This window comes from Micromonospora sp. WMMD987 (assembly GCF_029581435.1).
Lineage (GTDB): Bacteria > Actinomycetota > Actinomycetes > Mycobacteriales > Micromonosporaceae > Micromonospora > Micromonospora rifamycinica.
The window spans coordinates 1,700,511-1,725,366 of record NZ_CP120861.1; the positions used below are offsets into that span (position 1 = coordinate 1,700,511).

Annotated in this window: 28 protein-coding genes and 1 pseudogene; 10 read left to right on the forward strand and 19 right to left on the reverse strand. The window is 72.8% G+C overall.

The annotated features are described in order from the left end of the window. Positions 1-7: 7 nt before the first annotated feature. Positions 8-895, forward strand: a complete 888-nt coding sequence (locus O7612_RS07460) for an ABC transporter ATP-binding protein (protein ID WP_282271644.1) — start codon at positions 8-10, stop codon at positions 893-895. A 68-nt stretch (positions 896-963) separates the two neighbouring features. Further along, complete coding sequence (locus O7612_RS07465) at positions 964-1,857, forward strand: ribokinase (RefSeq protein ID WP_282271646.1); 894 nt, start codon at positions 964-966, stop codon at positions 1,855-1,857. A gap of 116 nt (positions 1,858-1,973) precedes the next feature. On the opposite strand, the gene O7612_RS07470 is transcribed toward O7612_RS07465, so the two are convergent. The 15 genes from O7612_RS07470 to O7612_RS07540 all read right to left on the reverse strand — a co-directional run bounded on the left by O7612_RS07470 (position 1,974) and on the right by O7612_RS07540 (position 15,166). After that, the gene (locus O7612_RS07470; RefSeq protein WP_282271648.1) at positions 1,974-2,744 is read right to left on the reverse strand and encodes a hypothetical protein; all 771 of its coding nucleotides are present in this window, start codon (positions 2,742-2,744) and stop codon (positions 1,974-1,976) included. A gap of 72 nt (positions 2,745-2,816) precedes the next feature. Further along, on the reverse strand, positions 2,817-3,299 hold the full coding sequence (locus O7612_RS07475) for a DUF6232 family protein (protein WP_282271650.1): 483 nt from the start codon (positions 3,297-3,299) through the stop codon (positions 2,817-2,819). A 132-nt stretch (positions 3,300-3,431) separates the two neighbouring features. Beyond that, positions 3,432-4,166, reverse strand: coding sequence for an SDR family oxidoreductase (locus tag O7612_RS07480; protein ID WP_282271652.1), 735 nt, complete (start codon positions 4,164-4,166; stop codon positions 3,432-3,434). Positions 4,167-4,238: 72 nt separating this feature from the next. Further along, complete coding sequence (locus O7612_RS07485) at positions 4,239-5,219, reverse strand: aldo/keto reductase (RefSeq protein ID WP_282271654.1); 981 nt, start codon at positions 5,217-5,219, stop codon at positions 4,239-4,241. A 43-nt stretch (positions 5,220-5,262) separates the two neighbouring features. Continuing rightward, positions 5,263-5,814 carry a carboxymuconolactone decarboxylase family protein gene (locus O7612_RS07490; RefSeq protein ID WP_282271656.1) on the reverse strand — a complete coding sequence of 184 codons (552 nt, stop codon included), beginning with the start codon at positions 5,812-5,814 and terminating at the stop codon, positions 5,263-5,265. A gap of 5 nt (positions 5,815-5,819) precedes the next feature. Continuing rightward, a complete protein-coding gene (locus tag O7612_RS07495; RefSeq protein WP_282271658.1) occupies positions 5,820-7,439 on the reverse strand; it encodes an FAD-dependent monooxygenase in 1,620 nt (539 codons plus the stop codon). A 24-nt stretch (positions 7,440-7,463) separates the two neighbouring features. Beyond that, on the reverse strand, positions 7,464-7,757 hold the full coding sequence (locus O7612_RS07500) for a putative quinol monooxygenase (protein ID WP_282271660.1): 294 nt from the start codon (positions 7,755-7,757) through the stop codon (positions 7,464-7,466). Continuing rightward, positions 7,754-8,407 (reverse strand): histidine phosphatase family protein, encoded by a 654-nt coding sequence (locus O7612_RS07505; RefSeq protein ID WP_282271662.1) that lies wholly within the window; start codon positions 8,405-8,407, stop codon positions 7,754-7,756. The genes O7612_RS07500 and O7612_RS07505 overlap by 4 nt, the downstream gene beginning before the upstream one ends. 3 nt (positions 8,408-8,410) lie before the next feature. Then, the gene (locus O7612_RS07510) at positions 8,411-8,647 is read right to left on the reverse strand and encodes an acyl carrier protein (protein ID WP_282271663.1); all 237 of its coding nucleotides are present in this window, start codon (positions 8,645-8,647) and stop codon (positions 8,411-8,413) included. A 49-nt stretch (positions 8,648-8,696) separates the two neighbouring features. Beyond that, positions 8,697-9,728: a beta-ketoacyl-ACP synthase III gene (locus O7612_RS07515; protein ID WP_282271665.1), complete on the reverse strand. Its 1,032-nt coding sequence runs from the start codon at positions 9,726-9,728 to the stop codon at positions 8,697-8,699. A 27-nt stretch (positions 9,729-9,755) separates the two neighbouring features. Further along, positions 9,756-10,772 carry an AvrD family protein gene (locus tag O7612_RS07520; RefSeq protein ID WP_282271667.1) on the reverse strand — a complete coding sequence of 339 codons (1,017 nt, stop codon included), beginning with the start codon at positions 10,770-10,772 and terminating at the stop codon, positions 9,756-9,758. Continuing rightward, positions 10,769-11,218 (reverse strand): hotdog fold thioesterase, encoded by a 450-nt coding sequence (locus tag O7612_RS07525; RefSeq protein ID WP_282271669.1) that lies wholly within the window; start codon positions 11,216-11,218, stop codon positions 10,769-10,771. Before O7612_RS07525 ends, O7612_RS07520 begins: the two co-directional genes overlap by 4 nt. Continuing rightward, the gene (locus tag O7612_RS07530) at positions 11,215-12,555 is read right to left on the reverse strand and encodes an MFS transporter (protein WP_282271670.1); all 1,341 of its coding nucleotides are present in this window, start codon (positions 12,553-12,555) and stop codon (positions 11,215-11,217) included. The genes O7612_RS07525 and O7612_RS07530 overlap by 4 nt, the downstream gene beginning before the upstream one ends. A gap of 626 nt (positions 12,556-13,181) precedes the next feature. Next, the gene (locus tag O7612_RS07535) at positions 13,182-14,252 is read right to left on the reverse strand and encodes a hydrolase (RefSeq protein WP_282271672.1); all 1,071 of its coding nucleotides are present in this window, start codon (positions 14,250-14,252) and stop codon (positions 13,182-13,184) included. Then, positions 14,246-15,166, reverse strand: coding sequence for a ScbA/BarX family gamma-butyrolactone biosynthesis protein (locus O7612_RS07540; protein ID WP_282271674.1), 921 nt, complete (start codon positions 15,164-15,166; stop codon positions 14,246-14,248). The genes O7612_RS07535 and O7612_RS07540 overlap by 7 nt, the downstream gene beginning before the upstream one ends. A 277-nt stretch (positions 15,167-15,443) precedes the next feature. On the opposite strand from O7612_RS07540, the gene O7612_RS07545 reads away from it, so the two are divergent. Beyond that, on the forward strand, positions 15,444-16,034 hold the full coding sequence (locus O7612_RS07545) for a ScbR family autoregulator-binding transcription factor (protein ID WP_282271675.1): 591 nt from the start codon (positions 15,444-15,446) through the stop codon (positions 16,032-16,034). Between the two features lie 49 nt (positions 16,035-16,083). Here O7612_RS07545 and O7612_RS07550 read toward each other — a convergent pair whose 3' ends face one another. Then, positions 16,084-16,632, reverse strand: a complete 549-nt coding sequence (locus O7612_RS07550; RefSeq protein ID WP_282271676.1) for a DUF6232 family protein — start codon at positions 16,630-16,632, stop codon at positions 16,084-16,086. 100 nt (positions 16,633-16,732) lie between these two features. On the opposite strand from O7612_RS07550, the gene O7612_RS07555 reads away from it, so the two are divergent. From O7612_RS07555 to O7612_RS07570, 4 genes are all read left to right on the forward strand, one after another. Continuing rightward, positions 16,733-17,506: an enoyl-CoA hydratase-related protein gene (locus tag O7612_RS07555; protein WP_282271677.1), complete on the forward strand. Its 774-nt coding sequence runs from the start codon at positions 16,733-16,735 to the stop codon at positions 17,504-17,506. Positions 17,507-17,692: 186 nt separating this feature from the next. Further along, positions 17,693-19,315, forward strand: coding sequence for an acetolactate synthase (locus O7612_RS07560; protein WP_282271679.1), 1,623 nt, complete (start codon positions 17,693-17,695; stop codon positions 19,313-19,315). A gap of 164 nt (positions 19,316-19,479) precedes the next feature. Beyond that, positions 19,480-20,463 carry an ATP-binding cassette domain-containing protein gene (locus O7612_RS07565; RefSeq protein ID WP_282271682.1) on the forward strand — a complete coding sequence of 328 codons (984 nt, stop codon included), beginning with the start codon at positions 19,480-19,482 and terminating at the stop codon, positions 20,461-20,463. After that, positions 20,460-21,278 carry an ABC transporter permease gene (locus O7612_RS07570; RefSeq protein WP_282271683.1) on the forward strand — a complete coding sequence of 273 codons (819 nt, stop codon included), beginning with the start codon at positions 20,460-20,462 and terminating at the stop codon, positions 21,276-21,278. The genes O7612_RS07565 and O7612_RS07570 overlap by 4 nt, the downstream gene beginning before the upstream one ends. A gap of 198 nt (positions 21,279-21,476) precedes the next feature. On the opposite strand, the pseudogene O7612_RS07575 reads toward O7612_RS07570, so the two are convergent. From O7612_RS07575 to O7612_RS07585, 3 genes and pseudogenes are all read right to left on the reverse strand, one after another. Further along, a pseudogene (locus O7612_RS07575) lies at positions 21,477-21,845 on the reverse strand (PLD nuclease N-terminal domain-containing protein); the annotation flags it as partial. Positions 21,846-21,872: 27 nt separating this feature from the next. Beyond that, positions 21,873-22,205, reverse strand: coding sequence for a DUF202 domain-containing protein (locus O7612_RS07580; RefSeq protein ID WP_282271685.1), 333 nt, complete (start codon positions 22,203-22,205; stop codon positions 21,873-21,875). Beyond that, positions 22,202-22,594 carry a DUF202 domain-containing protein gene (locus O7612_RS07585; RefSeq protein ID WP_282271687.1) on the reverse strand — a complete coding sequence of 131 codons (393 nt, stop codon included), beginning with the start codon at positions 22,592-22,594 and terminating at the stop codon, positions 22,202-22,204. The genes O7612_RS07580 and O7612_RS07585 overlap by 4 nt, the downstream gene beginning before the upstream one ends. A gap of 41 nt (positions 22,595-22,635) precedes the next feature. Here O7612_RS07585 and O7612_RS07590 point away from each other — a divergent pair, with 41 nt between their 5' ends. The 3 genes from O7612_RS07590 to O7612_RS07600 all read left to right on the forward strand — a co-directional run bounded on the left by O7612_RS07590 (position 22,636) and on the right by O7612_RS07600 (position 24,854). Then, positions 22,636-23,433: a GNAT family N-acetyltransferase gene (locus tag O7612_RS07590; protein ID WP_282271689.1), complete on the forward strand. Its 798-nt coding sequence runs from the start codon at positions 22,636-22,638 to the stop codon at positions 23,431-23,433. A gap of 2 nt (positions 23,434-23,435) precedes the next feature. Continuing rightward, positions 23,436-23,843 (forward strand): hypothetical protein, encoded by a 408-nt coding sequence (locus tag O7612_RS07595; RefSeq protein WP_282271690.1) that lies wholly within the window; start codon positions 23,436-23,438, stop codon positions 23,841-23,843. Positions 23,844-24,074: 231 nt separating this feature from the next. Beyond that, positions 24,075-24,854, forward strand: a complete 780-nt coding sequence (locus tag O7612_RS07600) for an electron transfer flavoprotein subunit beta/FixA family protein (protein ID WP_282271693.1) — start codon at positions 24,075-24,077, stop codon at positions 24,852-24,854. The last annotated feature ends 2 nt before the right edge of the window (positions 24,855-24,856 follow it).

Below are 24,856 nucleotides of genomic sequence, written 5' to 3' on the forward strand. Positions count from 1 at the left end.
CCACCCTATGGCCGCAGGACCGCCCGTGGGGGACCACCCGGGGACTGCGTGGTTGGATGGAGCGGTGACTGGTGACCCGCTCCCCGCCGCAGCCGCTCCCTCGACCGTGGACGCGGATCTGGTGGTCAGCCTGGCCGGCGTCGCCGTCCGGCGATCCGGCACCGCCCTGCTGCACGACGTCGACTGGCAGGTCGAGCTGGACGAGCGCTGGGTGGTGCTCGGCCCCAACGGCGCCGGCAAGACCACCCTGCTCGGCCTCGCCTCCGGTCGGCTGCACCCGAGCACCGGCGTCGCGCACGTGCTCGGCGACCGGATCGGCCGTACCGACCTCACCGAGCTGCGGACCCGGATCGGCCTGACCACCGCGGCGGTGGCCGAACGGATCCCCGCCGAGGAACGGGTCAGCGACGTGGTGGTCACCGCCGCCTGGTCGGTCGTCGGCCGCTGGCGGGAGAACTACGACCCGGCCGACGAGACCCGCGCCCGCGCCCTGCTCGGGCAGCTCGGTGTCGGCCACCTGGCGGACCGGACGTACGGCACCCTCTCCGAGGGTGAGCGCAAGCGGGTGCAGATCGCCCGCGCCCTGATGACCGATCCGGAGCTGCTCCTGCTCGACGAACCGGCCGCCGGGCTCGACCTGGGTGGGCGCGAGGACCTGGTCGGCCGGCTCGCCGAGCTGGCGTACGACCCGGACGCCCCGGCCATGGTGCTGGTCACCCACCACGTCGAGGAGATCCCGCCCGGCTTCACCCACGCCATGCTGCTGCGCGACGGCGGGGTGGTCGCCCAGGGGTTGCTCGCCGAGACGCTCACCGGTGACAACCTGAGCAAGACCTTCGGCCTGCCGCTGGTGGTCGAGCGCCGCGGCGACCGCTGGACCGCCCGCGCCGCCTGACGCCCACGTCGGGCGGGCGGCCGAGGCCCTAGACTCGCCGCGGAAACTGCGGTCGGCGGGAGGTCGTGGTGCGGCAGAGCCGGATCGTCGTGGTGGGCAGCGCGAACATGGACCTGGTCGGGGCCGCCACGCAGCTGCCCCGGCCGGGGGAGACGGTGCTCGGCAGCGACTTCATGATGGTGCCCGGCGGCAAGGGCGCCAACCAGGCGATCGCCGCCGTCCGGGCCGGGGCCGCCTGCACCTTCCTCGGCGCGCTCGGCTCCGACTCGTTCGGGGTCACCCTGCGGGCGCGGATCACCGCCGCCCAGGTGGACACCACCCACCTGCGGGTGGTCTACGGCGCGTCCGGGGTGGCCCTGGTCATGGTCAACGCCGTCGGTGAGAACGCCATCCTGGTCACCCCGGGCGCGAACGCCGCCTTCACCGGCCTCACAGCAGCCGAGCTGGACGCCGTACGCGGGGCGGACGTGCTGGTCGCCCAGCTGGAGATCCCGGTCGAGACGGTGACCGAGGCGGCGTCGGCCGCCCGTGCCGCCGGTACCCGGGTGATCCTCAACGCCGCACCGGCCCGGCAGGTGCCCGCCGAGCTGCTCGCGGCGGTGGACCTGCTGGTGGTCAACGAGACCGAGGCGCAGCTGCTCGCCGGCAGCGGGCGCGACGATCCGCAGGCGCTGCTGGCGCTGGTGCCCCGGGCGGTGCTCACCCTCGGTGGCGACGGAGCCTGGTACGTCGAGCGGGACGGCCCGGTCGTGCACGTGCCGGCCGTCGCGGTGGACGTGGTCGACTCGACCGCCGCCGGGGACGCGTTCACCGCCGCCCTGGCGGTGGCCTGGGGCGAGGGCCGCGAGGTGGTCGACGCGGTCCGCTGGGCGGCGGCGGCCGGCGCGGCCTGCGTACGGCGGTTCGGCGCGTCCGTGGCCCTGCCCGATCGCGCCGAGATCGACGCCCTCTTCACCCCCTGAGCCTCCCGGGGCGGTCCCCACTTTCTGAGGCTCCGGGCGGTGTCCCCCTGAGCGCCCGGTCAGGGCCGGCGATCCGCCGGCCGGGTGCAGGGCCGGCGGATCGCCCGGCCGGGTGCTCAGCCTGCCGGATCGTCGGCGAGTCGTTCACCCCGGCGGCGCAGCATCCCCAGGCCGGGGATGCCGGCGACGGCGAGCTTGAGGTCGCGGGTGACGTCGAGCAGGTCGTGCAGATCCGGGCCGACCCGGTCCAGAGTGGCCAGGATCGGCAGCACGTCCGAGGTCAGATGCTCCTTCAGCTTCGGCAGCTCGTCGACGAGCCGGATCGCCGCGGCCACCTCCTCGTGACTCAGCTCGGCCACGAACCGGTTCGCCATCGGCGCACCCCGCCGCAGCGCGGGCTCGTACGCGGCCAGCAGCTCGGCCGCGACGGCCGCGGCACCCTCGGCGGTGGCCACCGTGGCGGCGGCCCGTCCGGCGACCGCCTCCGCCCCGGCGACCACCACACCGGCGGCCCGGGACACCTGCCCCGCCTCGGCGACCACCCCGGCCGCCGCCCCCGACACCTGCTCGGCCTCCGCCACCACCACGGCCGCCGCGGCGGCGACCTCGGTGGCCCGGTCGATGGCCGTGGTCGCCGCCGTGCTGATCACGGCGACCTCGGCGACCGCCCTCTCGGCGTCGGTGAGCACCCGGTCGGTGCGGTCCAGGGTCTCCTCGATCCGGTCCACCACCCCGTTGATCCGGGCCAGGAGCGCCTCCACCCCGTCGAGCACGGCGAAGGCGCGGGCCGGTACGGCGGCGAACGAGGCGGCCGACCCGAGGGCCTGGTCGAGGGCGGAACGGGTGAGGCCGACGACGGCGGTCGGTCGGGGCAGTGGGATGGCCATGTCACCCAGTGTGCGTCGCGCCGGCCAGTGGTGCCCGGTGACGATGGGGCCGACCGGCACCGGCAGCGGTGTTCACCGGTGTTCTCCCTGCTGTTCGACCGCGCGCTGGACAGCCCGGTAGATCTGCCCGAACCGCAACGCGTCGGGGGTGCGCAGCAGCAGCACCTCCTGGCCTAAATGCTGCACCCACAGCTCGTTGACCCGGTTGCCGCGTTCGTACGAGCGGTCCAGCCAGCCCAGCGGCAGCTCCAGGAAGGGCAGCAGGGCGAGCGCCCCGACGGCGCAGGCCGCCAGGACCAGCAGGGCCGGCTTCCACTCGCCCCGGTCCTGTGCCGACCAGAGCAGCGAGACGACGCAGACCAGCGCGATCAACGGGGGCAGCGAGAGCAGCAGCACCAGCACGCCGCGGCCGAGGATCCGGGACCGGACGGCCATGGTGGTGGCCCCCCGCGCGTGCCAGACGTACGCCACGTCGGCGATCCGGACGATCTGCCCGCCGGCCTGGATCGACTCGGAGGTCACCTGCACCGTGTCGTCCCGGTAATAGAGGGTCATCACTAAGCATAACCGCTCGGCAGCGGTGCGTGCCGGCTCCGGTGACGCCCTGGGGCGTTCACGGCGCGACGGGGAGCGCTCAGCGGCCGGTTCCGGGGACCACGGCGCGGCGGCGGCCCGGCCGGCGGTCCGTCACCGGCGGAGCAGGCCACCGTCGACCGGGAACTGGGCACCCGTGACGTAGGAGGCGTCGTCGGACAGGAGGAACAGGGCCACCGCGGCCACTTCGTCGGGGGTGCCGATCCGACCCAGGGGCACCCGGTCGAGGAGGCTCGACTCGAATCCGGAGCGTTGTTCCTCGCTCATGAAGTGCCGGAAGTTGGTGTCGGTGGCCCCGGGCACGAGGACGTTCGCGCGGATCCCGCGGGGGGCCAGTTCGGCCGCCCAGACCCGGGCCGCGGCGACCTGCGCCGCCTTGGTCGCCGCGTACACGCTGGTCATCGGGGCGCCCTCGTAGGCCGAGGTGGACGACGTCACGACCACCGAGGCACCGTCACTGAGGTGGGGGGACAGCTGGGCCAGTTGGATCGCGGCGGCGCGTACGTTGACCGCCATCATGGCGTCGAAGAACCCGGCGTCCGTCTGCTCCGCCGGGGCCACCGACGCGTATCCGGCGTTGAGCCACAGACCGTGCAACGGGTCTGCGGCCGCCACGTCGACCAGCTCGTCGACCGATCGCGGGTCCGCAGCGTCGTTGCGGAGCACCCGGGCGGTCGGCAACTCCCGGGCGACCAGGGCCAGGCGCTGCTCGTCGGTGCCGGTCAGCGTGACCCGGCCGCCTTCGGCGACGATCCGGCGTGCGCCGGCCAGACCGATCCCGCTGCTGCCGCCCGTGACGAGCACGTGCTTACCCTCGAACCTTGCCATCGGCACTCTCCCGTCGGTAGCGGTGGACGAGCCACCACGCTACCGACGGGAGAGACGCGGGTAATGCAACTTTTATCGCAGTTCAACCGTGTCGTGAGGAACGTACGGCTTCTCCAGCCGCTCGATCTCGTCGTCGTCGAGTTCGAGCGAGACCGCCGCCACCGCGTCGCTCAGATGCCGGGGATCGGTGACCCCGACCACCGCACCCGACACGGCGGGTCGGGACAGCAACCAGGCGAGGGCGACCTGTGCCATCGGGACGCCACGATCGGTGGCGATCTGTGCGACCACGTCCACCACCTGGCGGTCGGCTGCCGCTGTCGGGGCGTACAGCCGGTGCTGGACGAGGTCCTTCGTGGTGCGTCCGGTCTCGGTGCCCCACGGACGGGTCAGCAGGCCCCGGGCCAGCGGTGACCACGGTGTCACGCCGACACCGGAGTCCGCGCAGAACGGCAGCATCTCCCGTTCCTCCTCCCGGTTGAGGAGGTTGTAGTGGTTCTGCATGCTGACGAACCTCGTCCAACCGTGCTGCGCGGCCACGTGCTGGGCCTTGGCGAACTGCCAGGCCCGCATCGACGACGCCCCGAGGTAGCGCACCTTTCCGGCCCGCACCACGTCGTCGAGCGCCTGCATGGTCTCCTCGATCGGGGTGTGCGGATCCCAGCGGTGCACGATGTACAGGTCCACGTAGTCCGTGCCGAGTCGCCGCAGGCTCTGGTCGATCTCCGTCATGATCGCCTGCCGGGACAGCCCGCCGGCCAGTGGACCGTCGTGCATGGGCTCGAAGACCTTCGTCGCGATCACCACCTCCTCGCGACGGGCGAAGTCCCGCAGCGCGCGGCCCAGGTACTCCTCGCTGGTGCCGAGGGAGTAGATGTTCGCGGTGTCGAAGAAGGTGACCCCGGCCTCCAGGGCGGCCCGGATCAGCCCTCGGCTGCGCTCCTCGGGCAGGGTCCACGGGTGGGCGCCACGACCCGGATCGCCGTAGCTCATGCACCCCAGGGCCAGTGGCGACACCCGCAGGCCCGAGTTTCCCAGTCTCACCTGACGCATCGTTTCCTCCTGCTGGCTGCGACCCCTGCCCCGTCGGGCGGCGTCAGCGCGGGGCTCCCTGCACCTCGGCCAGTCTGTCCCAGGACGTCAGGTGCTCGTCCAGGGGAATGTCGAGACTGGCCAGGTACATCGCGGTCATCGCGGCGTGACCGGCCAGGTGCGTCACCTCGGCGATCTCGTGCTGCGAATAGAACTCCCGCAGCGCCGCGAAGGCCGACGCGCTGGCCCTGTGCTCGACGATGCACTCGGTGACGTACCGCACCAGGGCCGCCCGGCCGGCGGGCATCCGGTCGAGGTCGCCCCGCTCGACGGCCTCGATGTCGGCATCGGTGAGACCGGCCTTGTAGGCCAGGTGCAGGTGCAGCAGGCGCTCGAAGGCGCTGTCCCGCAACGCCGCCACCCGCAGCACGATCACCTCGCGGTCGAGGTCGCTGAGCAGACCCTTGGTGAACGAGGCGCCCAGCGCCAGGTGCGGTGCGGCCGAGCCGCGGGTCAGCAACAGGGCGCGGGTCAGGTTCGACGGGAACTTGTCGTAGACGTCGCGCTGCTCGGGGGACATGTCCTCGACGGGGGTGAGGGTCACTCGCTGGGTCATCGGAACTACGCTCCTATGCTGCTCGTGTGGTGACCGGACGGCACTGTCCGGGATGGGCTCGGAAGGTCGGGGCGAGGTGCCTGCGGACGGACGACGGTGCGGACGGCCGCCCGGACGGTGTCGACCGCCGCTTCGTACGCTGCCTCGCCGATCGGTACGACGGTGAGCAGATGTCCGTCCGGGCGGACGACGAGGGCCGCAGCCGACCGGCCCAGCCGGGGCAGCAGCGGCCCGGGCGGGCGGCCCGCCAGATTCCGTACCGCCACCTCGGGAACGGCCTGCCGCACCCGGTCGGCGAACGCCGCCCACGGCTCGTAGCGATAACTGGTCCCGGGCCAGAGCAGGACCGTGAACCGGTCGACGGCCAGTGTCGCGGCGGTGTGACTGGGCAGCCAACCCAGCGGTACGCGCCCGCCGGGGCGTAGCCGGCGTCCGAGACCGGGTCCGGGGCCGTAGTGGGTGTCGACCTGCGCGAGCCGTGGTGACATGCCGCGTTCGAGGAGGCCGGTGACCGAGCCGATGCGGTACGCGGTGTCGCGGACGGCGATCTGCCAACGTTTCGAGTACAACCCGATCGTCGCGAGCCGGGTGGAGAAGTCCGACACGGCCCGGACGGCGGAACGCCGCTCTGGATCATAGGTGTCCAGCAGTTCGGGCCGGTACCGGTCGCGCAGCACCCCGGCCAGCTTCCAGCCCAGGTTCACGGCGTCCTGTAGGCCGGTGTTGAGTCCCTGGGCACCGGAGGGACTCATCGCGTGGGCGGCGTCACCGCACAGGAAGACCCGACCCTCGCGGTACCGCGACGAGGCCCGGACATGGGCGGTGAAGATGCCGCTGAACGCCATCCGTCCGAGCCGCTGGTTGCCCGGAACCCGCTCGTCCAGCAGCTTCTGGAAGAACTCCCGCGGCACGTCGTCGCGGTCGTAGCCGTCCGGGACGCTGGCCCCGACCCGGAACAGGCCCGCACCCAGTGGCGCCACCACCATGTTGCCCGTACGGGTCAGGTAGTAGGCGGCCTCGCTGCTGCTGCGCTCACCGACGAGTTCGGCGTCGGTGATGGCCAACCGGGTCCGCAGGGTCCGACCGTCGAAGTCGAAGCCGAGGCGCTCACGTACGGTGCTGGCGTGTCCGTCGGCGCCGACCACGTAGGCGAAGGACCGGTGGTACTCGTGACCGGCCGGGTCGACCAGCCGGCAGTGGACCTGCCGGCCGTCCTGGTGGGCGTCGACGAAACGGTGCTCGTAATCGATGGTCCCGCCCAGCGCGGTGAGGTGCTTCTCCAGGATCTGTTCGGTGCGCCACTGGGGGATCGTGATGGCGAACGGGTAGGTGACGCCGGTCAGCCGGTCGAACCGCACCAGGCCGATCCGCCGCTTGTCCGAGTAGTAGTTCATCTGGTCGAAGTAGTGTCCGGCCGCCACCAGTTCGGCACCGACGCCGGTACGGTCCAGCAGCTCCAGCACCCGGGGCCAGAGGATCGTCGCCCGTGAGTGCGGGCTGATCCGGCGGGTCCGCGAGATCACCACGGGGCGGACGCCGTGAGCGAGAAGCTCGGCGGCGAGCGCCATGCCGACCGGGCCGGCGCCGACGATGAGCACGTCACCGTGGACGGGTCCTGTGTGCATGTCGGCCCTCCTCTCCGGGCTCGGTCAGGCGCTGACGGGGTCCAGGTGGAGGACCACCTGCGGGGTGGCGAAGGCGTCCCGGACCTGGTCGAGAAACCGGGCGGTGTGCGGCTCCTTCATGTGGGTGTCGATGGCCGCCTGGTCGGCCCATTCCTCGACCAGGACGACGGTGCACGGCTCCTCCTGGGCGCGGAAGACGTCGAAGACCGTGGCTCCCGGCTCCCGTCGGGTCTGGTCGGCGAGTTCCGCGAAGGCCGCCAGGGTCGATGCGAGGCGCTCGGGCTTGACGTCGAAGCGGACGACGATGTGGATGCTCATGCGGTGCTCCTTCGCTGAAGGGGTTGGTGGAGGGGCAGGTCACCCGGATCGACGTCCCAGGCGGCGAGGCTCAGCCGCGGTCGCCGGTCGTCGGGGCCGGGATCCAGGTCGACGACGGCGGCCCGCCCGGTCCCGACCATGCCCGGGGGCTCCTGACCGGCCAGCAGGTGGCGGCGTACGACGTTGAGCACGCCGCCGTGGGTCACCACCAGGACGTCGCCGGGCGGTGGTGGGGCGGACAGCAGCCGGCCGGTGAATCCGGTGAACCGGCGGCGGACGCCGGCTGCGGTCTCACCGCCGGGCGGCCGGTAGTCCAGCTGGGCGACGAGGCGTCGCATCCGGTCGGGGTGCTCGGCGGCGAAGACACTGCGGGAGAGCCCGTCGAGCTCGCCCAGGTGCCGCTCCCGTAGGTTCTCGTCGGGCAGCGGACCCAGGCCGAGGGCCGCGCCGAGGACCGCCGCCGTCTGCACGGCGCGCTGTTGCGGCGAGCAGTACACACCGGTCCAGCGGCCGGTCAGCCCGGCGAGCGCGAGGGCGACCTGCCGGATCCGGGCTTCGCCGGCGGCGCTCAGCGGCGGATCGCACTGTCCCTGGAAACGGTCCTCGCCGTTGAGGGCCGTCTCGCCGTGACGGAACAGGACCAGTCGCACGGGTCAGGCCAGGCGGGGCAGCGACTCGAGGATCTCGGCCGCCTCGGCGATCCGGTGCTCCGGCTGGAGGGTGCCCTCGTCGATCTTGACCTTGAGACGCTTCTCCAGGGCGAGGGACATCTCCAGCAACGTGAGCGAGTCGGCGGCGAGCTCCTCGAAGGTGGCGCTCTCCGGGATCTCGGAGCTGGGCATCTCCAGCTTGCCGGCCAGCACCTCTACCAGGACTGCGGTGGTGGTCATCGACGTTCCTTCCTCTGGGGGGTTGCAGCGGGTTGACGGGGTGGGTGGTTCACGGTGCGGTGGTGGGGTTTTCCACCGGCGGCAGGTCGGGCCAGACGAGAGTGGCCGAGCCCCACGTGGCGCCGCCGCCGAAGGCGGTGAGAACCACCCGGTCACCGGCCTTCAGCCGGCCCCGGAGGCAGCCGTCGGCCAGGGCGAGCGGAATGGAGGCGGCGGAGGTGTTCCCGACGCGGTCCAGGTGGATCAGGGCCTTCTCGGGTGGGAGGTCGAGCTGCTCCGCCACCGCTGTCAGGATCCGTACGTTCGCCTGGTGGCCGACCAGCCAGTCGACCTGCTCGACGGACCAGCCACTGGCACCGAGAGCGGCGCGGGTGGAGTCACTCATCCGGCGTACGGCGGCGGAGAAGACGGCCCGGCCGTCCATCTGGAAGTACTGCGCGTCCGGCTCGGGTTCCCGGGCCGAGGTGCGCTGCTCGGCGCCGCCGCCCGGCACGGTGATCAGGTCGGCCAGGGTGCCGTCGCTGCCCAGGTCGAAGTGCAGGATGCCGGCCTGCTGCGGGTCGGCCGCGTCCGGGCGGGCGCTGAGGACCACGGCGCCGGCTCCGTCGCCGAAGATGGCGGCTGTCGTCCGGTCCCGCGGATTGAGCAGCGTGGTGAAGGACTCCGCGCCGACGACCAGGGCGGTCCTGGCCTGCCCGGCGACCAGGGCGGCGGTCGCGGTGTAGAGGGCGTAGACGAAGCCGGAGCAGACCGCGGCCACGTCGAAGGCCGGCACGGTGCCCAGGCCGAGCCGGGCCGCCACCGTCGGTGCGGTGGCGGGGCAGGGCCGGTCGGGTGTCGTGGTGGCCAGGACCACCAGGTCCGCGTCGCTGGTGCCGGCGTTCTTCAGGGCCCGGGCACCGGCCTCCACGGCCAGGTCGCTGGTGGTGGTGCCCGGTTGCACCACGTGGCGTCGGCTGATGCCGGTGCGGGTGCGGATCCACTCGTCGGTGGTGTCGAGCTGGCGGGCGAGATCGTCGTTGGTCACCACGCTGGGTGGCAGGCTGGCGCCGATGCCCGTGATGACTGGGGTGGGAGCCACGGCGTTTCCTTTCCGGTGCGTCGTCGGTCAGGAGCGATTGCTGTCAGGCAGTTGGTGGGTGACCGAGCAGCTGACCTGGATGCCCGCGAGTTCGCCCACCACGTCCGCGACGCGCCAGCGGTGACCGCCCTTGCCGAGCAGGTCCACGTTCGTCAACCGGGTGCTGGCCCAGACGGGTGCGTGGCCCTGGGCCGTCGGGCGGTTCCGGACGATCCGGGTCTGCCGCATCCAGAGGTTGTTGGTGACGTCCCGACTGACCCGGTCGTGTGCGTAGAGCAGCACCTGCCCCAGCTGCAGGGCGGTGACGAACGCGTCGAACAGGGTGACGGCGGGCAGGTACCCGCCTTCGAGGCCGGTGCGGGACGGGGGCCGGGTGGCGCCCAGCCGTACGTCGCCCGAGATGGCCAGGGCGTCCAGGTCGGCGTGGATCCCGTCGATGGACAGTCGACGCTCGGCGAAGCCGGCCACGTACAATCCGTCGGCGGGCGGCTCGGCGGGCGCGGTGCGGTGGCGGCCGACCCGAGCGGCGGGATGCTCGACCTCGATGTCCGTGCGCATGGTCCCGATGGCGACCTCGAAGACCGACCGCACGGCTGCGGACCGGGCGGGCTCCTCGACCGGCCGGGGTGTCCCGCGGCGGGTGCACCGCACGTCGATCCGGCCGAGCTGCTCGACCGGCCGGGCTCCCGCCCGGATCCGCACCGACCGGACGAACGCGGCCGGTAGGTCGCTCGCCGGCACGCCGGAGGCGACGAGTGCCTGTTCCGTGGTGCGCGCGGCGACCACGAGCGCGTCGATGGTGCTCAGGTGCGGCGCCCGGCGCCGTCCGTCCTTGCGGGACCAGTCGACCGGATAGTCGACCATCAGTGCGGCCCGACCGGTGAGGGTGCCGTCGGCGTGGCGGAACGCGGCGTCGTCCAGGGCGTAGCGGACTCGTTGGTAGCCCGTGCCGAAGAACCGGCCGGCGGCGGGACCGAGGGCGTCGTCGATGGTGTCGAGGCGCAGGATCCCGGGTCGGGTCGTGGTGGCGACGTGCGTGGTCATGGCTGCCTCCAGTGGGTGTGTGCGGCGGCGGCCCGCCGGATACTGCACGTCAGCAGGGCGGTGCAGACCCGGCGTTCCCGTTCGTCTTCGATGGCGATCTCGTACGTCCCGACGGCCCGGTGCTCGTGCAGGGCGCGGGCGGTGCCGGTGAGCAGCCCGTGGGAGACCCAGCGGTGGTGGCTGCAGGAGAGGTCCAGACCGACGGCGTTGCCGCCCGGACCGGCGGCCATGTAGGCGGCCAGCGAGCCGAGGGTCTCGGCGAACACGGCGTTGGCGCCGCCGTGCAGGACACCGAACGGCTGACGGTTACCCATCACCGGCATGGTCCCGATCACCAGTCCCCGTTCGGCCCGCACGATCTGGATGCCGAGCCGGTCGACGAGTTGCTCACCGCGGTAGTCGTCGTGCACCGCGATCGGCCCGAGGCTGGTCGTCGCCCCGCTCATCGGACCGGGGTGAAGCGCTCGGCGGCACGGTCGGCGTAGGCGTCCGTGATCGTCTCCGGGCGTGCCGGCGCGGGGGCGGCCGGGACGGGCTCGACGTCCGCGACGGGCCTGTGCCGGGCGGCGATGCGCCGACTGAGTGCGAGGTAGGCCCAGAGCAGGACGGCTGAGAGGACCGCGGCACCGAGGAGCGCGACGGAGAGGCTGGCCGTGTAGTCGGCCGCGTGTCCCGGTTCGCCGGCCGCGACGCGCTCGGCCACGGCCGGGTCGGGCAGGCGTCGTGCGACGAGCGTGCTGATGGTCGCGCCGAAAGCGGCGACGAACAGGGCCTCGGCGCCGATGCGCAGCAGGTTGAACAGGCCCGCGGCGGTTCCGGCGCGCTCCGCCGGCACCGCCGCCAGTGCCTCGCCGTCGACGAAACCCAGCGGCAGACCGAAGCCGAGTCCGCACAGCAGCATCGGCACCACGGCGAGCCACGGCGAGGCCTCCGGCCGGACCGTGAGCAGGCCGAGGGGGCCGAGCACGAGGCACACCAGCGCGATCGCAGCCGTCCTGCCCGGGGTGATCCGGGGGAAGCGGGTGGTCACGTGGTGCACGATCAGCGGGGAGAGGAAGACCGGTCCGGTCATGACCATCATGAGCGCTCCGGAGGAGGCGGTGCTCCAGCCGTGCACCGCCTCGAAGGCGCTGGGCAGGTACGTGATCAGGGCGACGAACCCGATGGCTCCGGCGACCGGCACGAGCGCCATCCGCATGAACGGTTCGTTGCGCAGGATGGACAGGTCCAGGAGCGGCCCGGATCCGGTGTTCTCGTGCCGTCCGGGCGGCAGGGCGGGGGAGCCGGCCAGGGCCAGCAGCATCAGTGCGGCGTGCAGCACGAACACGCCCCGCCAGCCCACCAGGCCGACCGTCGCGCCCGCGATCATGGGGCCGGCGGCCAGGCCGAAGCCGGACACCGCACCGAAGGCGGTGAACGCCCTGGTACGTGCCGTCCCGCTGTAGGTGTGCGAGATGATGGTGGCGGAGCCGGTCAGCACGGATGCGGCCCCGATCCCGGCGATGACCCGGGCGATGTCGAGCATCAGCAGACTGTCGGCGATGCTGCTCAGCACCGAACCGGTGAACATCAGCGCCATGCCGGCCTGCAGGGCGCGGCGGTAGCCCACCCGGTCGGACAGGCGTCCCCACACGATGGTGAAGAGCGCGAAGCAGACGTTGAACCCGTTCACCACGAACTGCAGGCTCTCCGGCTGCGAGCCCAGGTCGCGGGCGATGGCAGGCAGGGCGACGGCGGTTCCGGCGAGGGACAACGGCAGCACGAACTGGGCGCCGATGGTCACCGGGAGGACCAGGGGACTGGGGCGCCTGGTGGGTGTCGACGTGTCGACTGGCATTACCCCCCCTTTCGAGGATCGTCGGTTCAGCGGGCAGGTGTCTCGGGCTGGGCCGGGCGCGGGTCGTCGCGTGGCCACGGTCCGACGAGGACGTGCGGCTGTGTGCGGCGGAGGCCGTTGTCCATATCCGGATGTGGTGGCCCAGATCGGCGGTGGCGGGGTCAGGCCGGGTAGAGCGGTAGTGCGGTGCGAGGTGGCCCCACGCTCGGGCCGGGGCTTCACGTCCTGACGAATCTGACCCTAGCGAGATCCGGCGCAGAAAAAAACCTTTGGGAAGGTTTTTTTTTGAAGGCGTGGTTCGCTGGTGTGCACAAAGGACAGTGGTGATTTCGGGTTTGCCCTGTTCAGTGCGGGGTTCGGCCGGGTGGGAACGCGCCGGCAGGCCAGGGGAGACCGTCGTGTCGCGTCATGCTCGGAGTTGTCCACAGTGGTGCGGACAGGCTCGACGGCCCGCAGCCCGGTGGCCTGCCGTGCTCGGCGGGCCACCGGGTCCGGATTCCACCACCCGGGTCGGATCGACCACCGGACGCCACGCGGTACCGGTGACCGGGCCGGCCCGGGCGAATCGGGTGCTAGCGGCTTCGGTGCCGGGTGGCGTGCGCCCGTACCCACGCCGCCGCCCCGGCCTCCGGGTCGAGCATGGGATGGCGTACGGCGGTCAGCACGTCCCGCCACCGCCGCTGTAGCGCCCCGCCCGCGACACCACGCGTCCCGGCTGCGGCCCACAGCCCGTCGACCGCCTCCCGGCAGAGTTGGGCCGCGAACGGGACGGTCAGGCGGTTCAACCCGGTCTCCGGGGGGCCGGCCCCACTGTCGTCGGCCCGGGCCGACGCCTGCCGCATCAGCAGTCCGGCCGTCTCCACCCGGGTGGCGGCGGCACCGAGCGCACGTTCCTGGGCCGAGCCCGGGGCGGGCGGATCGCCGGCCGCGGCCTCGTGCACCGCGGATCGGGCGGACCCCCACACCGGTGCGGCGAACAACAGGGAGGCGACCAGCGGGTACGGCACCGAGTGGCAGCGGGCCGCGGACGGGGAGGACGGGCGGGTCAGGTCGTCGAGGGTGAAGGTGCGGTGTGCGGGCACGGAGACGCCGTGCACGACAACCGAGTGACTGCCGGTGCCGCGCAGGCCGAGCGCGTCCCAGGTGGACTCTACGCTGACCTCGGCGGCGGGGACGGCGAACAACCGGTGTTCGCTCTCCCCCGTCCACGCGGCGAGCAGCACCCACCCGGCCCACTCGACGCCACTGGCGTACCGCCAGGTCCCGTCCAGCCGCCAGCCGCCCGGCGCGGGCGTGGCCACGCCCTGGGGTGGCACCACCGAAGCGGCGATCAGGACGTCCGGCGACGACCCCCAGACGTCCTGACGGCCAGCCGCCGGCAGGTAGGCGGCCAGACGGCCGTGCGCGGCGAACAGCGTCGCGCACCACGCGGCCGACGTGCAGGAGGCCGCCAGCGTGGCCGAGGCGTCCACCAGCTCGCCGAATCCCCCTGCGGTGCCGCCCCACTCGGCCGGCACGAAGTGACGGGCGAAGCGCGCGACGCGTACGCCCTCCACCACGTCCTCGTGGAGTCGGCCGGTGGCGTCCGCCCCGGCGGCCGTGGCGGCGGCGCGCGCCAGCAGGTCGTCCGGGACGGTCAGCACGGACCCGGTCCGTCGACAGTGGCCTCCAGCAGGACCCTCCCGCCCTGCTCGGCGGTGAACCCCTGCTGTCGACGCCGGATCAGGACGGGAGCGTCCAACTCGGCGAACCGTCGGAACCGGGCCTCCACGATGGTGGCGGCCCGTCCCGGATCGTCGTCCTGGGACGCGGCGAAAGCCTGGCGTACGCCCTCCAGCAGCACCATGCCGGGAACGTGGTCGCTCGGGTGGTCGAACAGGACGGGATGGGCGGGATCCGGATGCAGCAGCCAGGGCCCGGACTCCGTCCCGGCCAGCACGACGTCCCGGGGTCGCCGTCGGCCGACCCTGCTGGCCGGGAGCCGGCCGGCCGGCACGGCCCACGGGGCGGGGTCGTCCCGGCCGGTCACCGCACTACCGGCAGGCCACCGTACGTCCTGGTAGCGGGCCGCGTCCATGGTGTGCCAGGCGACCCGGGCCTGGGCGAGGGCCTGTCCGGCGACCTGGAACCGCGCCGTCATGACCGTCCGCGTCCGCCCCGGATCCCGCCCGTCGTGCCGGCATTCGGCAACGACCTCCACCGGCAGGCGGCCACCCGTGGTGCGTGCGTCGTGCCGCACCTTGACCCGGAGTGATCCGAGCACGAACATGTGATCATGAGGAACGCCGAGGCGCTCGTGGGCGATGAGGATGCCCGTCTGCCGGACCGTCTCGGCGACCAGCAACGGATCGATCTGGCCGTACCGGTCCGGGTGGTACAGGGGATGGTCGGCCGGCCACGAAGCGGGCACCAGGTACTGGTCCGGTCCGAGTGGTCGGGACCGTCCCCTCAGGAGCACGGCCTCGGCGCGGCGCTTGTGGACCGCGGTGGAGGGAAGGCCGGATAGCCGGTGCCGCCGCCGGAGGGTGGCCAGCGCGGCGGGACGCGAGCGGGACATGGATGCATCTCGGAGCATCGGAGATTCCCCCCGGTCGTAGCGCCTGGCGACAGGCATCCGCGGCGTGCCGCTTCGGCGCTGGGCTACTGGGTGCTCTGATAAAAATACCTACGCAACGGTATGTTGCAAGCGGAGCCGACGATCCGCGAGGAGGACCTGAACCACAGCGGCGCGGCCCATCAGTGAGGAGAGGTGTTCGATGAACGATCCGTGGAGGTCGTCGCGGCGGCCCGCCAAGAAACCGCGTCAGATGCATGCGCCACGCCAGGACCGGGCGGTGCGAACCCACGGGCTGCTGCTCGGTGCGGCAGCCGGCCTGTTCGCCGAGCGGGGATTCCGCAACACCTCGCTCCAGGACGTCGCCGAAGCGATCGACATGACCAAGGGGGCGGTGTACTTCTACTTCCCCAACAAGGAGTCCCTGGCGCGGGCGGTCGTCGAGGAGCACTACGCCCGCTGGCCGAAGATGCTGGAGGAGGTCTCCAGCCAGGGTCTCGATCCGTTCGCGACCCTGATCGCCATGCTCGACCGGGCCGCGCTCGCCTTCCGTGACGACGTCATCATCCGGGCGGGCGCGCGGCTGCAGATCGAACGCGACCTCATCGACGTGGAACTGCCGACCCCTTATCTCGGCTGGACGGCACTTCTCACCGACCTGCTCGAGGCCGCCGCACGCGAGGGTCAACTGGCCGCCGGGGTCGACCCGGCACAGGCGGCCCGGGTGCTGGTGGCGACGTTCTTCGGTATCCAGCACATCTCCGAGCAACTCCACCACCGCAAGGACCTGCTCGAGCGTTGGGGCGAGGCGGCCCAGCTCCTGGTGTCGTCGATCGCGGCCACACCCGGGCAGAACAGCGTCCCGTCATGACGTGACGGCTGGTGCGGTCCCGGGGTCGCCCCATGCTGCTCCGGCAGGTCTACGGCCGGCCCCGCCGGCCCGGGCCGCCACCGGTCGGGCCGGGCACACCGGGGGCGGGACGGTCCTGGGGGCGGGTGGACCGCCGCAGGGAAGGGCCGGTGTGTTCCATCGCCCGCTGCACCGCCCGGTAGATCTGCCCGAAGCGCTGCGCGTCGCCGGTGCGCAGCAGCAGCACGGGCTGATCCCGCCAGCGGATCCACAGCTCACGCTGCCGGCTGCCCCGGTCGTACGACCGGTCCAGGTGGTTGAAGAGGAAGTCGGCGACCGGCCCGACGGCCAGCCCGACCAGGACCGACGCCCCCACGATGGCGATCGTGACGGTGGGGGAGCGGTGCAGCCACACGGCCACCGCGATGCCGACCACCGCGGCCACCAGCGGGCCGGCCAGGGCCGCGCCGATCGCGCCCCGCCCGGCCAGCACCCGCCAGGAGCGGCTGCCCCGGCGGTGCCACACCAGGCCGATCTCGGCCAACGGGAAGGCCCGGCCGTCGACCCGGACGGCGGTGGAGGTGACCTGCACCGACCGGTCGTCGTAGTACGTGATCATCGCTGGACTCCCGACCCGGGGTGACGAACACCAGACTACGTACCCCAACGACCGGGGTCGTAAGGTTGGCACGCGACTTCGACGAGGAAGTGAGGGCGGCGTGAGCGAGTTCGTGCGGCTGGAGACCAGTGACGGCATCGGCACCATCCGGCTGGAGCGGCCACCGATGAACGCCCTCAACAAGCAGGTCCAGGAGGAGCTGCGGGCCGCCGCCGTGGCCGCCGCCGCCGACCCGGCCGTCCGGGCCGTCATCGTGTACGGCGGGGAAAAGGTCTTCGCCGCCGGTGCGGACATCAAGGAGATGGCCGAGATGTCCTACGTGGACATGGCGGAGCGGGCCGCCGACCTCTCCAGCGCCATCGGCGCGTTCGCCCGGATCCCCAAGCCGGTGGTCGCCGCGATCACCGGGTACGCCCTCGGCGGCGGCTGCGAGCTGGCCCTGGCCTGCGACTGGCGGGTGGTGGCCGAGGACGCCAAGCTCGGCCAGCCGGAGATCAAGCTCGGTGTCATCCCGGGTGCCGGCGGCACCCAGCGGCTGGCCCGGCTGGTCGGTCCGGCCCGCGCCAAGGATCTGATCATGTCAGGCCGGATGGTGGACGCGGCGGAGGCGCTGCGGATCGGGCTGGCCGACCGGGTCGCCCCGGCGGCCGAGGTCTACGACACCGCGGTCGCGCTGGTCCGGCCGTACCTGACCGGCCCGGTGCAGGCGCTGCGGGCGGCCAAGCTGGCGGTCGACGCCGGCCTGGACATGGATCTCGGCTCCGGGCTCGCCTGGGAGAGCCAGCTCTTCGCCGGGCTGTTCGCCACCGACGACCGGCGGGAGGGGATGGCCGCCTTCGTCGAGAAGCGCAGGCCCGACTTCACCGGCCGCTGATCCGGCCGACGGTCCGGCTCGGCCCGGCTCGGCTCAATCCAGCCCGGCTCGGCTCAATCCGGCCCTGCTCGGCTCAATCCGGCCCTGCTCGGCTCAATCCGGCCCGGCTCGGCCCGGTGAGGAGTGTTCACATCTTTCGTACCGGCCAGTAGCGTGTGACTCCGGTCAGCGGACGAGGGAGCGGCGATGACGGAACGGGTCGAGGGCCACGGCGGAGCGCTGGCGCTGGCGGCACTGCGGGCGCACGGCGTACGGGAGATGTTCACCCTCTCCGGCGGGCACGTCTTCCCGCTCTACGACGCCGCCCACACCACCGGCTTCCCGCTCTACGACGTCCGGCACGAGCAGTCCGCCGTCTTCGCCGCCGAGGCGGTGGCCAAGCTCCAGCGCCGCCCCGGCGTCGCCGTGCTCACCGCCGGCCCCGGTGTCACCAACGGCATCTCCGGCCTGACCAGCGCCCACTTCAACGCCTCGCCGGTGCTGGTGCTGGGCGGGCGGGCACCCCAGTTCCGCTGGGGTTCCGGCAGCCTCCAGGAGATGGACCACCTCCCGCTGGTCGCCCCGGTCACCAAGCACGCCGAGACGGTGTTCAGTGCCGACGACATCCCCGGCGCGGTATCGGCCGCGCTGACCACCGCGCTCACCCCGCACCGGGGGCCGGTCTTCCTCGACTTCCCGCTGGAGGCGGTCTTCTCGGTCGGTGACGCCGACCTGCCCGCCCCGGCCACGGTCGCGCCGATCGAACCCGACCCGGACGAGGTGGCGAAGGCGGCCCGGCTGATCGCCGCCGCCACCCGTCCGGTGATCATCGCCGGCTCCGACGTGTACGCCGGCGACGCCGTCGCCGCGCTCCGTGCGGCCGCCGAGGCGTTGCAGGTCCCGGTCTTCACCAACGGCATGGGGCGCGGGGCGCTCCCGCCCGAGCACCCGCTCGCCTTCGCCAAGGCCCGCCGGGTGGCGCTGGGCGACGCCGACGTGGTGGTCGTCGTCGGCACCCCACTGGACTTCCGGCTCAGCTTCGGCGACTTCGGCGACGCGGCGGTGGTGCACGTCGTGGACGCCCCGACCCAGCGGGCCGGGCACGTCCAGCCGGCCGCCAGCCCCGCCGGTGACCTGCGGCTGATCCTGTCCGCCTTCGCCGACCACCCCGGCGACCGGGCCGACCACGCCGACTGGATCGCCCGGCTGCGCACCGCCGAGGACGCCGCGAAGGCCCGCGACGCCGCCGAGATGGCCGCCGAGACCGACCCGATCCGCCCGGCCCGGGTCTACGGCGAGCTGCGCCGGGTGCTCGCCCCGGACGCGGTCACCATCGGCGACGGCGGCGACTTCGTCTCGTACGCCGGGCGCTACCTGGAGCCGTCGCAGCCCGGCACCTGGCTCGACCCCGGCCCGTACGGCTGCCTCGGCACCGGGCTGGGCTATGCGATGGGCGCCCGGGTCAGCCACCCCGACCGGCAGATCTGCGTGCTGATGGGCGACGGCGCGGCCGGCTTCTCGCTGATGGACGCGGAGTCGCTGGTCCGGCAGCGGCTGCCGGTGGTGATCGTGGTCGGCAACAACGGCATCTGGGGGCTGGAGAAGCACCCGATGCGGGCCATGTACGGCTACGACGTCGCCGCCGACCTGCAGCCCGAGCTGCGCTACGACAAGGTGGTCGAGGCGCTCGGCGGTGCCGGGGAGACCGTGGCGAAGGCCGCCGACCTCGGGCCGGCCCTGGGCCGGGCGTTCGACGCCGGGGTGCCGTACCTGGTCAACGTGCTCACCGACCCGGCCGACGCGTACCCCCGCTCGTCGAACCTGGCCTGACTGTGAGGCTGGCCGGGTTGGCCACGCGGCCGGCGACCGCCGTGGCACCCGGCGGCGGTCGTGTCTGCCGTGCGGATAAATCGGCGGAATGTCAGCGGCGACACACGTAACGTCAGACCCCTCGCCCATCGTTGGACGATCCAGCGATAACGACGGGAGTTCTGATGACACACGCCATCCGCGCCGAGGGACTGGTGCGCCGCTTCGGCGACACCACCGCCCTGGCCGGGGTCGACCTACAGGTGCCCACCGGGACGGTCTTCGGCCTGCTCGGCCCCAACGGCGCCGGCAAGACCACCGCGGTACGGGTGCTCGCCACCCTGCTCACCGCCGACGCGGGCCATGCCACCGTCGGCGGGTACGACGTCCACCGGGACGCCCACCGGGTCCGCCAGCTGATCGGCCTCACCGGCCAGTACGCCTCGGTCGACGAGAACCTGACCGGCACCGAGAACCTGCTGCTCATCGGCCGGCTGCTGGGGCTGTCCCGGCGTGACGCCCGGAGCCGGGCCGCCGAGCTGCTGGCCGGGTTCCAGCTGACCGACGCCGCCGGTCGGGCCGCGAAGACCTATTCCGGTGGCATGCGCCGCCGGCTCGACCTGGCGGCCAGCCTGGTGGGTCGGCCGCAGGTGCTCTTCCTCGACGAGCCGACCACGGGCCTCGACCCGCGCAGCCGCAACGACCTGTGGGACATCGTCCGGGGTCTGGTGGCCGAGGGGGTGACCGTGCTGCTGACCACGCAGTACCTGGAGGAGGCCGACCAGTTGGCCGACGAGATCGCCGTGGTCGACCAGGGCCGGGTGATCGCCCAGGGCACCCCCGAGGAGCTGAAGGCCAAGACCGGCGGCCAGGTGCTGACCGTCCGGCCGGTCGAGGCGGCCGACCTGTCGACCGTGCTCGCCGTCGTCGGCGAGGTTACCGGGGTCGTGCCGGAGGTCAACCAGAGCACGGTCACCGCGCCGGTCAGCGGGCCGGGCGCGCTGCCGGCCGTGGTCCGTCGGCTCGACGACGCCGAGGTGCACGTGGCCGAGCTGGCGCTGCGCGGGTCGAGCCTCGACGAGGTGTTCCTCTCGCTGACCGGCCACCGGGCCGAGGACGACACCGCCACCGCCGACACCGCCGACATCCTGGAAGGGAGCCCGGCATGACCGCCGCGACCGTCGCCACCCCGTCGGCCCGCCCCGCACCGGCCCGCCGGCTCGGCCCGACCGCGGGCCTGCGGCACACCGGCACGCTGGCCTGGCGCAGCCTGGTGCAGATCAAACACAATCCGATGGAACTGCTCGACCTGAGCATCCAGCCGGTGATGTTCGTGCTGCTCTTCACGTACGTCTTCGGTGGGGCGATCTCGGGCAGCCCGGGGGAGTACCTGACGTTCGCGTTGCCCGGCATCATCGTGCAGAACGCCTTCTTCGCCACGATGACCACCGGCTTCGGGCTCAACCAGGATCTCACCAAGGGCGTCTTCGACCGGCTGCGGTCGCTGCCCGTCGCCCGTTGGTCGCCGCTCGCCGGCCGGATCGTCGCCGACACGGTCAAGCAGGCCTGGTCGTTGACCCTGCTGCTCGGGGTCGGGATGATCCTCGGCTTCCGCCTCGGCAACGGCCTGTTCGGGCTGCTCGGCGCGTTCGCCCTGCTGCTGGTCTTCTCGCTCGCCGCCGCCTGGATGTCGGTGCTGGTCGGGGTGCTGGTCAGCGAACCGGACAAGGTGCAGATCTTCGGCTTCACGGTGATCTTCCCGCTCAGCTTCACCAGCAACGCGTTCGTGCCGACCGAGACCATGCCGTCCTGGCTCCAGCACTGGGTCGAGGTCAATCCGGTGACCATCCTGGCGAACGCGCTGCGCGGCCTGCTGGTCGGCGGGCCGGTCGCCGGGCCGGTCCTCCAGTCGCTGCTGTGGGCGGTCGCCATCGCCGCCGTCTTCGCTCCGCTCGCGGTGCGGGGCCTGCGCCGTCGGGTCTGACCCCGGCCGGGGTCAGAGTTCGGGCCGCTCGCCGTCGCGGGGCCGCTCGCCCTCACGCGGCGCGGTGTCCTTGTGCGGCGCGGCGTCCTGTGGTGGCGCGGTGTCCCCACGGGACGCGACGTCCCCACGGGGTGCGACGTCCCTACGGGACGACGGGGGAGTGCGGTCACCGGGTGCTGCGCCGTCGGGACGGCCACCGCCGTCCCGACGGCGCAGATCGTCCTCCCGGTGACGCAGGTCCTCCTCCCACCGCTGGAAGAGGGCGTGGTCGTCGCGGTTCGCCCGTTCGTCGATCGACTTCAGGAACTCCGGGTCGTCGTCCGGCGCGACGGGCCGCCGGGAGCCGGCGCCGGACGACCAGCCCCGCCGCCGGCCGCCCTCGGGCACGGGACGTCCGGCGAGGAACCAGGCGGTCGCGCCGACCAGTGGGAAGACCAGGATGATCAACACCCAGGCGAACCGGGGCAGCCCGCGGACCGTACCGTCGTCGGCGGACAGACAACTGATCAGCGCGCAGGCGGCGAGCACCACCTGGATCAGGAACAACAGCACGTAGAGCCGAGCCATGCCCCCATCATGACGCAGCGTCGCGCGTCACCACACCTCGCGGAGCACCAGCGACACGCAGAGCAGCGCGAGACCGGCCGCGGCGAGCGCCACCAGCGGCACCGCCCGGGCGTCGATCCCGGCCCGGCGGTGACCGGTGGCCCGTCCCCAGGTGGCCACCAGGGTCACCGACCAGAGCAGCACGGTCGCCCCGGCGAGCAGCGCCCCGGCGGCGTCCCCGGTGAGCGCCAGCCGCACCGCCAGCACGGCCACCACGGTGAACGCCAGCGCGGTGCGCCGCCAGGCCAGCCGGGTGCGTTCCGGTTGCAGACCGGGATCGCCGCCACCGGCGTCGCCCGGGTGCGTCGGAACGCCGGTCACCGGCCGTCCACCCCGCGCACCAGGACCGCCCCCACCAGCAGCAGCGCACCGACCGCCACGATCAGCGCGAGCACGGCCGGGAAGCGCGAGGCCGGCAGGCGGTCGCCGAGCCGGATGGCCCGTTCGGTCCGCGACCAGTGGTCCACGGCGCGGACCGCGACCGTGCCACCGAGCAGCAGCAACGCCACGGCGATCACCTCGCGCAGGTGGCGCAGCGGCAGCGGCGGCAGGAACTGGGCGGCGGCCAGGCCGCCGGCGATCAGCGCCAGCCCGGTGCGCAGCCAGGCCAGGAAGGTCCGTTCGTTGGCCAGCGAGAAGCGGTAGTCGGGGGTGGTGCCCACCGAGTCGAGGTCCGACGGGTCGAACCACCGTCTGATCGCCTGCCACACGACGCCGATTATCCGCTTTACGACCGGCATAGCCTGGGACGATGACTGATCTTGATGCCGCAACCCTGCGTGACACCTACGACCGGCAGCTCCGGCCGGAGATCCCCGACCCGGTCCCGGCCGGCGTGACCATCGAACGGGACGGGCCGCTGGTGCGGGTGCTGGGCCTGGACCACGGCGGTTTCCTCACCTACCGCACCCTGGACGGGCTGGCCGGGGAGGAGCTGGATGCGTTGATCGCCCGTCAGGTCGAGCTGTTCCGGCAGCGCGGTGAGTCGGTGGAGTGGAAGCACAACAGCCACGACGAGCCCGCCGACCTGCCGGACCGGCTGCGCGCTGCCGGCTTCGTGCCGGAGGACCGGGAGACCGTCCTGGTCGGCACGGTCGCGTCGCTGGCCGCCGCCGTGCCGGTGCTCCCCGAGGGGGTACGACTGCGCGAGGTCACCGGTCGGGACGACCTGGTGCGGATCGCCGCGATGGAGGAACAGGTCTGGGGCAGCGACCGTTCGCACCTGGTCACCGGCCTGCTCCGGGAGATCGAGGCGGACCCGCAGTCGATCACCGTGCTGGTGGCCGAGGCGGAGGGCGCCGTGGTCAGCGCCGCCTGGGTGCGCTATCTCAACGGCACCGGCTTCGCCACCCTGTGGGGCGGGTCGACGCTCGTGTCGTGGCGACGCCGGGGCATCTACCGGGCGCTGGTGGCCTACCGGGCCCGGCTGGCCGATCAGCGGGGCAAGACGTTCCTGCAGGTGGACGCCTCGGAGGACAGCCGGCCCATCCTGGAACGACTCGGCTTCGTCCCGGTCACCACGACCACCCCGTACGTCTACACTCCGTGATGATGGAGCAGCGGCTGACGGACGACGAGCAGCAGGTCCTCAAGACGGGCGCCTTCGGGGCGGTCTTCCTGGTGTCGAACGCGGATCCGGGGGTGTTCGCGATGATCCGGGAGAGCTTCGCCGCGTCCGGGGCCTTCGCCGGTGCGAGTGGACTGGTGAAGGAGGCGCTCACCGGGGGCCCGCTGCCCCGGCTGCCCCGGGACTCGGCCCTGGAGGTCGAGTCGGTGGTGCTCCCGGCGCTGGGCCGCGCGGTGGACATCCTGCGCGCCAAGTCCCCGGCCGACGTGTCCACGTACCGTGAGCTGGTGTTGACCGCGGCGGAGCAGGTGGCCCGCGCGCACCGCGGGGTGACGCCGGCCGAGGCGGACGCCGTCGACCGGATCCGGACCGCGCTGGCCGAGCCGGCCTAGCCCGGTCCGCCCCCGCCGTGGTTCGTTCCGGCCGGGGACCGGGACTGGCGGCACGTGGTGAGCCGTGTCACTGTGGGTGCCCGGGAACAGTAACCTACTGGCAGGTAACATAACGTTCGTGGGCAACTGCACAGCACCTCGCGGTTGACCGGGTGTCAACGGACGCGCGAAGCTCCGCCCTTGACCGGCGAGCAGATCGCACACCACCAACAGGAGGGTCGTCGAATCGCGATGAACATCGTCGTACTCGTCAAGCAGGTGCCTGATTCGGGCGCGGACCGCAACCTGCGTGCTGACGACAACACCGTCGACCGCGGTTCGGCGAACAACGTCATCAACGAGATGGACGAGTACGCCATCGAGGAGGCGCTGAAGATCAAGGAGGCGCACGGCGGCGAGGTCACCGTCCTGACCATGGGACCGGACCGGGCCACCGAGTCGATCCGCAAGGCGCTCTCCATGGGTCCGGACTCCGCCGTGCACGTCCTCGACGACGCCCTGCACGGGTCCTGCGCGGTGGCCACCTCGAAGGTGCTCGCCGCCGCCCTCGGCCAGCTCGGTGCCGACCTGGTGATCTGCGGCGCCGAGTCGACCGACGGTCGGGTCCAGGTCATGCCGCACATGCTCGCCGAGCGGCTGGGGATCGCCGCGCTGACCGGTGCCCGCAAGCTCACCGTGGACGGCGGCACGCTGACCGTGGAGCGGCAGACCGAGGAGGGCTACGAGGTGGTCACCGCCTCCACCCCGGCTGTCGTCTCGGTCTGGGACACCATCAACGAGCCGCGCTACCCCTCCTTCAAGGGCATCATGGCGGCCAAGAAGAAGCCGGTGAAGACGCTTTCCCTGGCCGATCTGGGCGTCGCGCCCACCGAGGTGGGCTTCGAGGGCGCGACCAGCGCCGTCGTCGAGCACACCCGGCGTCCACCGCGCTCCGGCGGCGCGAAGATCACTGACGAGGGCTCCGGCGGCGTCCAGCTGGTCGAGTTCCTCGCCACCGAAAAGTTCGTGTGAGG

What these genes read in the sequence shown, in the direction of transcription:
- O7612_RS07510 (WP_282271663.1), bottom strand. Translation starts at nt 8,647, where the DNA reads ATGACCACCACCGCAGTCCTGGTAGAGGTGCTGGCCGGCAAGCTGGAG.
- O7612_RS07595 (WP_282271690.1), top strand. Translation starts at nt 23,436, where the DNA reads ATGGAGCAGCGGCTGACGGACGACGAGCAGCAGGTCCTCAAGACGGGC.
- O7612_RS07520 (WP_282271667.1), bottom strand. Translation starts at nt 10,772, where the DNA reads ATGACCACGCACGTCGCCACCACGACCCGACCCGGGATCCTGCGCCTC.
- O7612_RS07600 (WP_282271693.1), top strand. Translation starts at nt 24,075, where the DNA reads ATGAACATCGTCGTACTCGTCAAGCAGGTGCCTGATTCGGGCGCGGAC.
- O7612_RS07540 (WP_282271674.1), bottom strand. Translation starts at nt 15,166, where the DNA reads ATGTCCCGCTCGCGTCCCGCCGCGCTGGCCACCCTCCGGCGGCGGCAC.
- O7612_RS07495 (WP_282271658.1), bottom strand. Translation starts at nt 7,439, where the DNA reads ATGCACACAGGACCCGTCCACGGTGACGTGCTCATCGTCGGCGCCGGC.
- O7612_RS07525 (WP_282271669.1), bottom strand. Translation starts at nt 11,218, where the DNA reads ATGAGCGGGGCGACGACCAGCCTCGGGCCGATCGCGGTGCACGACGAC.
- O7612_RS07460 (WP_282271644.1), top strand. Translation starts at nt 8, where the DNA reads ATGGCCGCAGGACCGCCCGTGGGGGACCACCCGGGGACTGCGTGGTTG.
- O7612_RS07470 (WP_282271648.1), bottom strand. Translation starts at nt 2,744, where the DNA reads ATGGCCATCCCACTGCCCCGACCGACCGCCGTCGTCGGCCTCACCCGT.
- O7612_RS07490 (WP_282271656.1), bottom strand. Translation starts at nt 5,814, where the DNA reads ATGACCCAGCGAGTGACCCTCACCCCCGTCGAGGACATGTCCCCCGAG.
- O7612_RS07480 (WP_282271652.1), bottom strand. Translation starts at nt 4,166, where the DNA reads ATGGCAAGGTTCGAGGGTAAGCACGTGCTCGTCACGGGCGGCAGCAGC.
- O7612_RS07485 (WP_282271654.1), bottom strand. Translation starts at nt 5,219, where the DNA reads ATGCGTCAGGTGAGACTGGGAAACTCGGGCCTGCGGGTGTCGCCACTG.
- O7612_RS07590 (WP_282271689.1), top strand. Translation starts at nt 22,636, where the DNA reads ATGACTGATCTTGATGCCGCAACCCTGCGTGACACCTACGACCGGCAG.
- O7612_RS07565 (WP_282271682.1), top strand. Translation starts at nt 19,480, where the DNA reads ATGACACACGCCATCCGCGCCGAGGGACTGGTGCGCCGCTTCGGCGAC.
- O7612_RS07570 (WP_282271683.1), top strand. Translation starts at nt 20,460, where the DNA reads ATGACCGCCGCGACCGTCGCCACCCCGTCGGCCCGCCCCGCACCGGCC.
- O7612_RS07560 (WP_282271679.1), top strand. Translation starts at nt 17,693, where the DNA reads ATGACGGAACGGGTCGAGGGCCACGGCGGAGCGCTGGCGCTGGCGGCA.
- O7612_RS07500 (WP_282271660.1), bottom strand. Translation starts at nt 7,757, where the DNA reads ATGAGCATCCACATCGTCGTCCGCTTCGACGTCAAGCCCGAGCGCCTC.
- O7612_RS07475 (WP_282271650.1), bottom strand. Translation starts at nt 3,299, where the DNA reads ATGACCCTCTATTACCGGGACGACACGGTGCAGGTGACCTCCGAGTCG.
- O7612_RS07550 (WP_282271676.1), bottom strand. Translation starts at nt 16,632, where the DNA reads ATGATCACGTACTACGACGACCGGTCGGTGCAGGTCACCTCCACCGCC.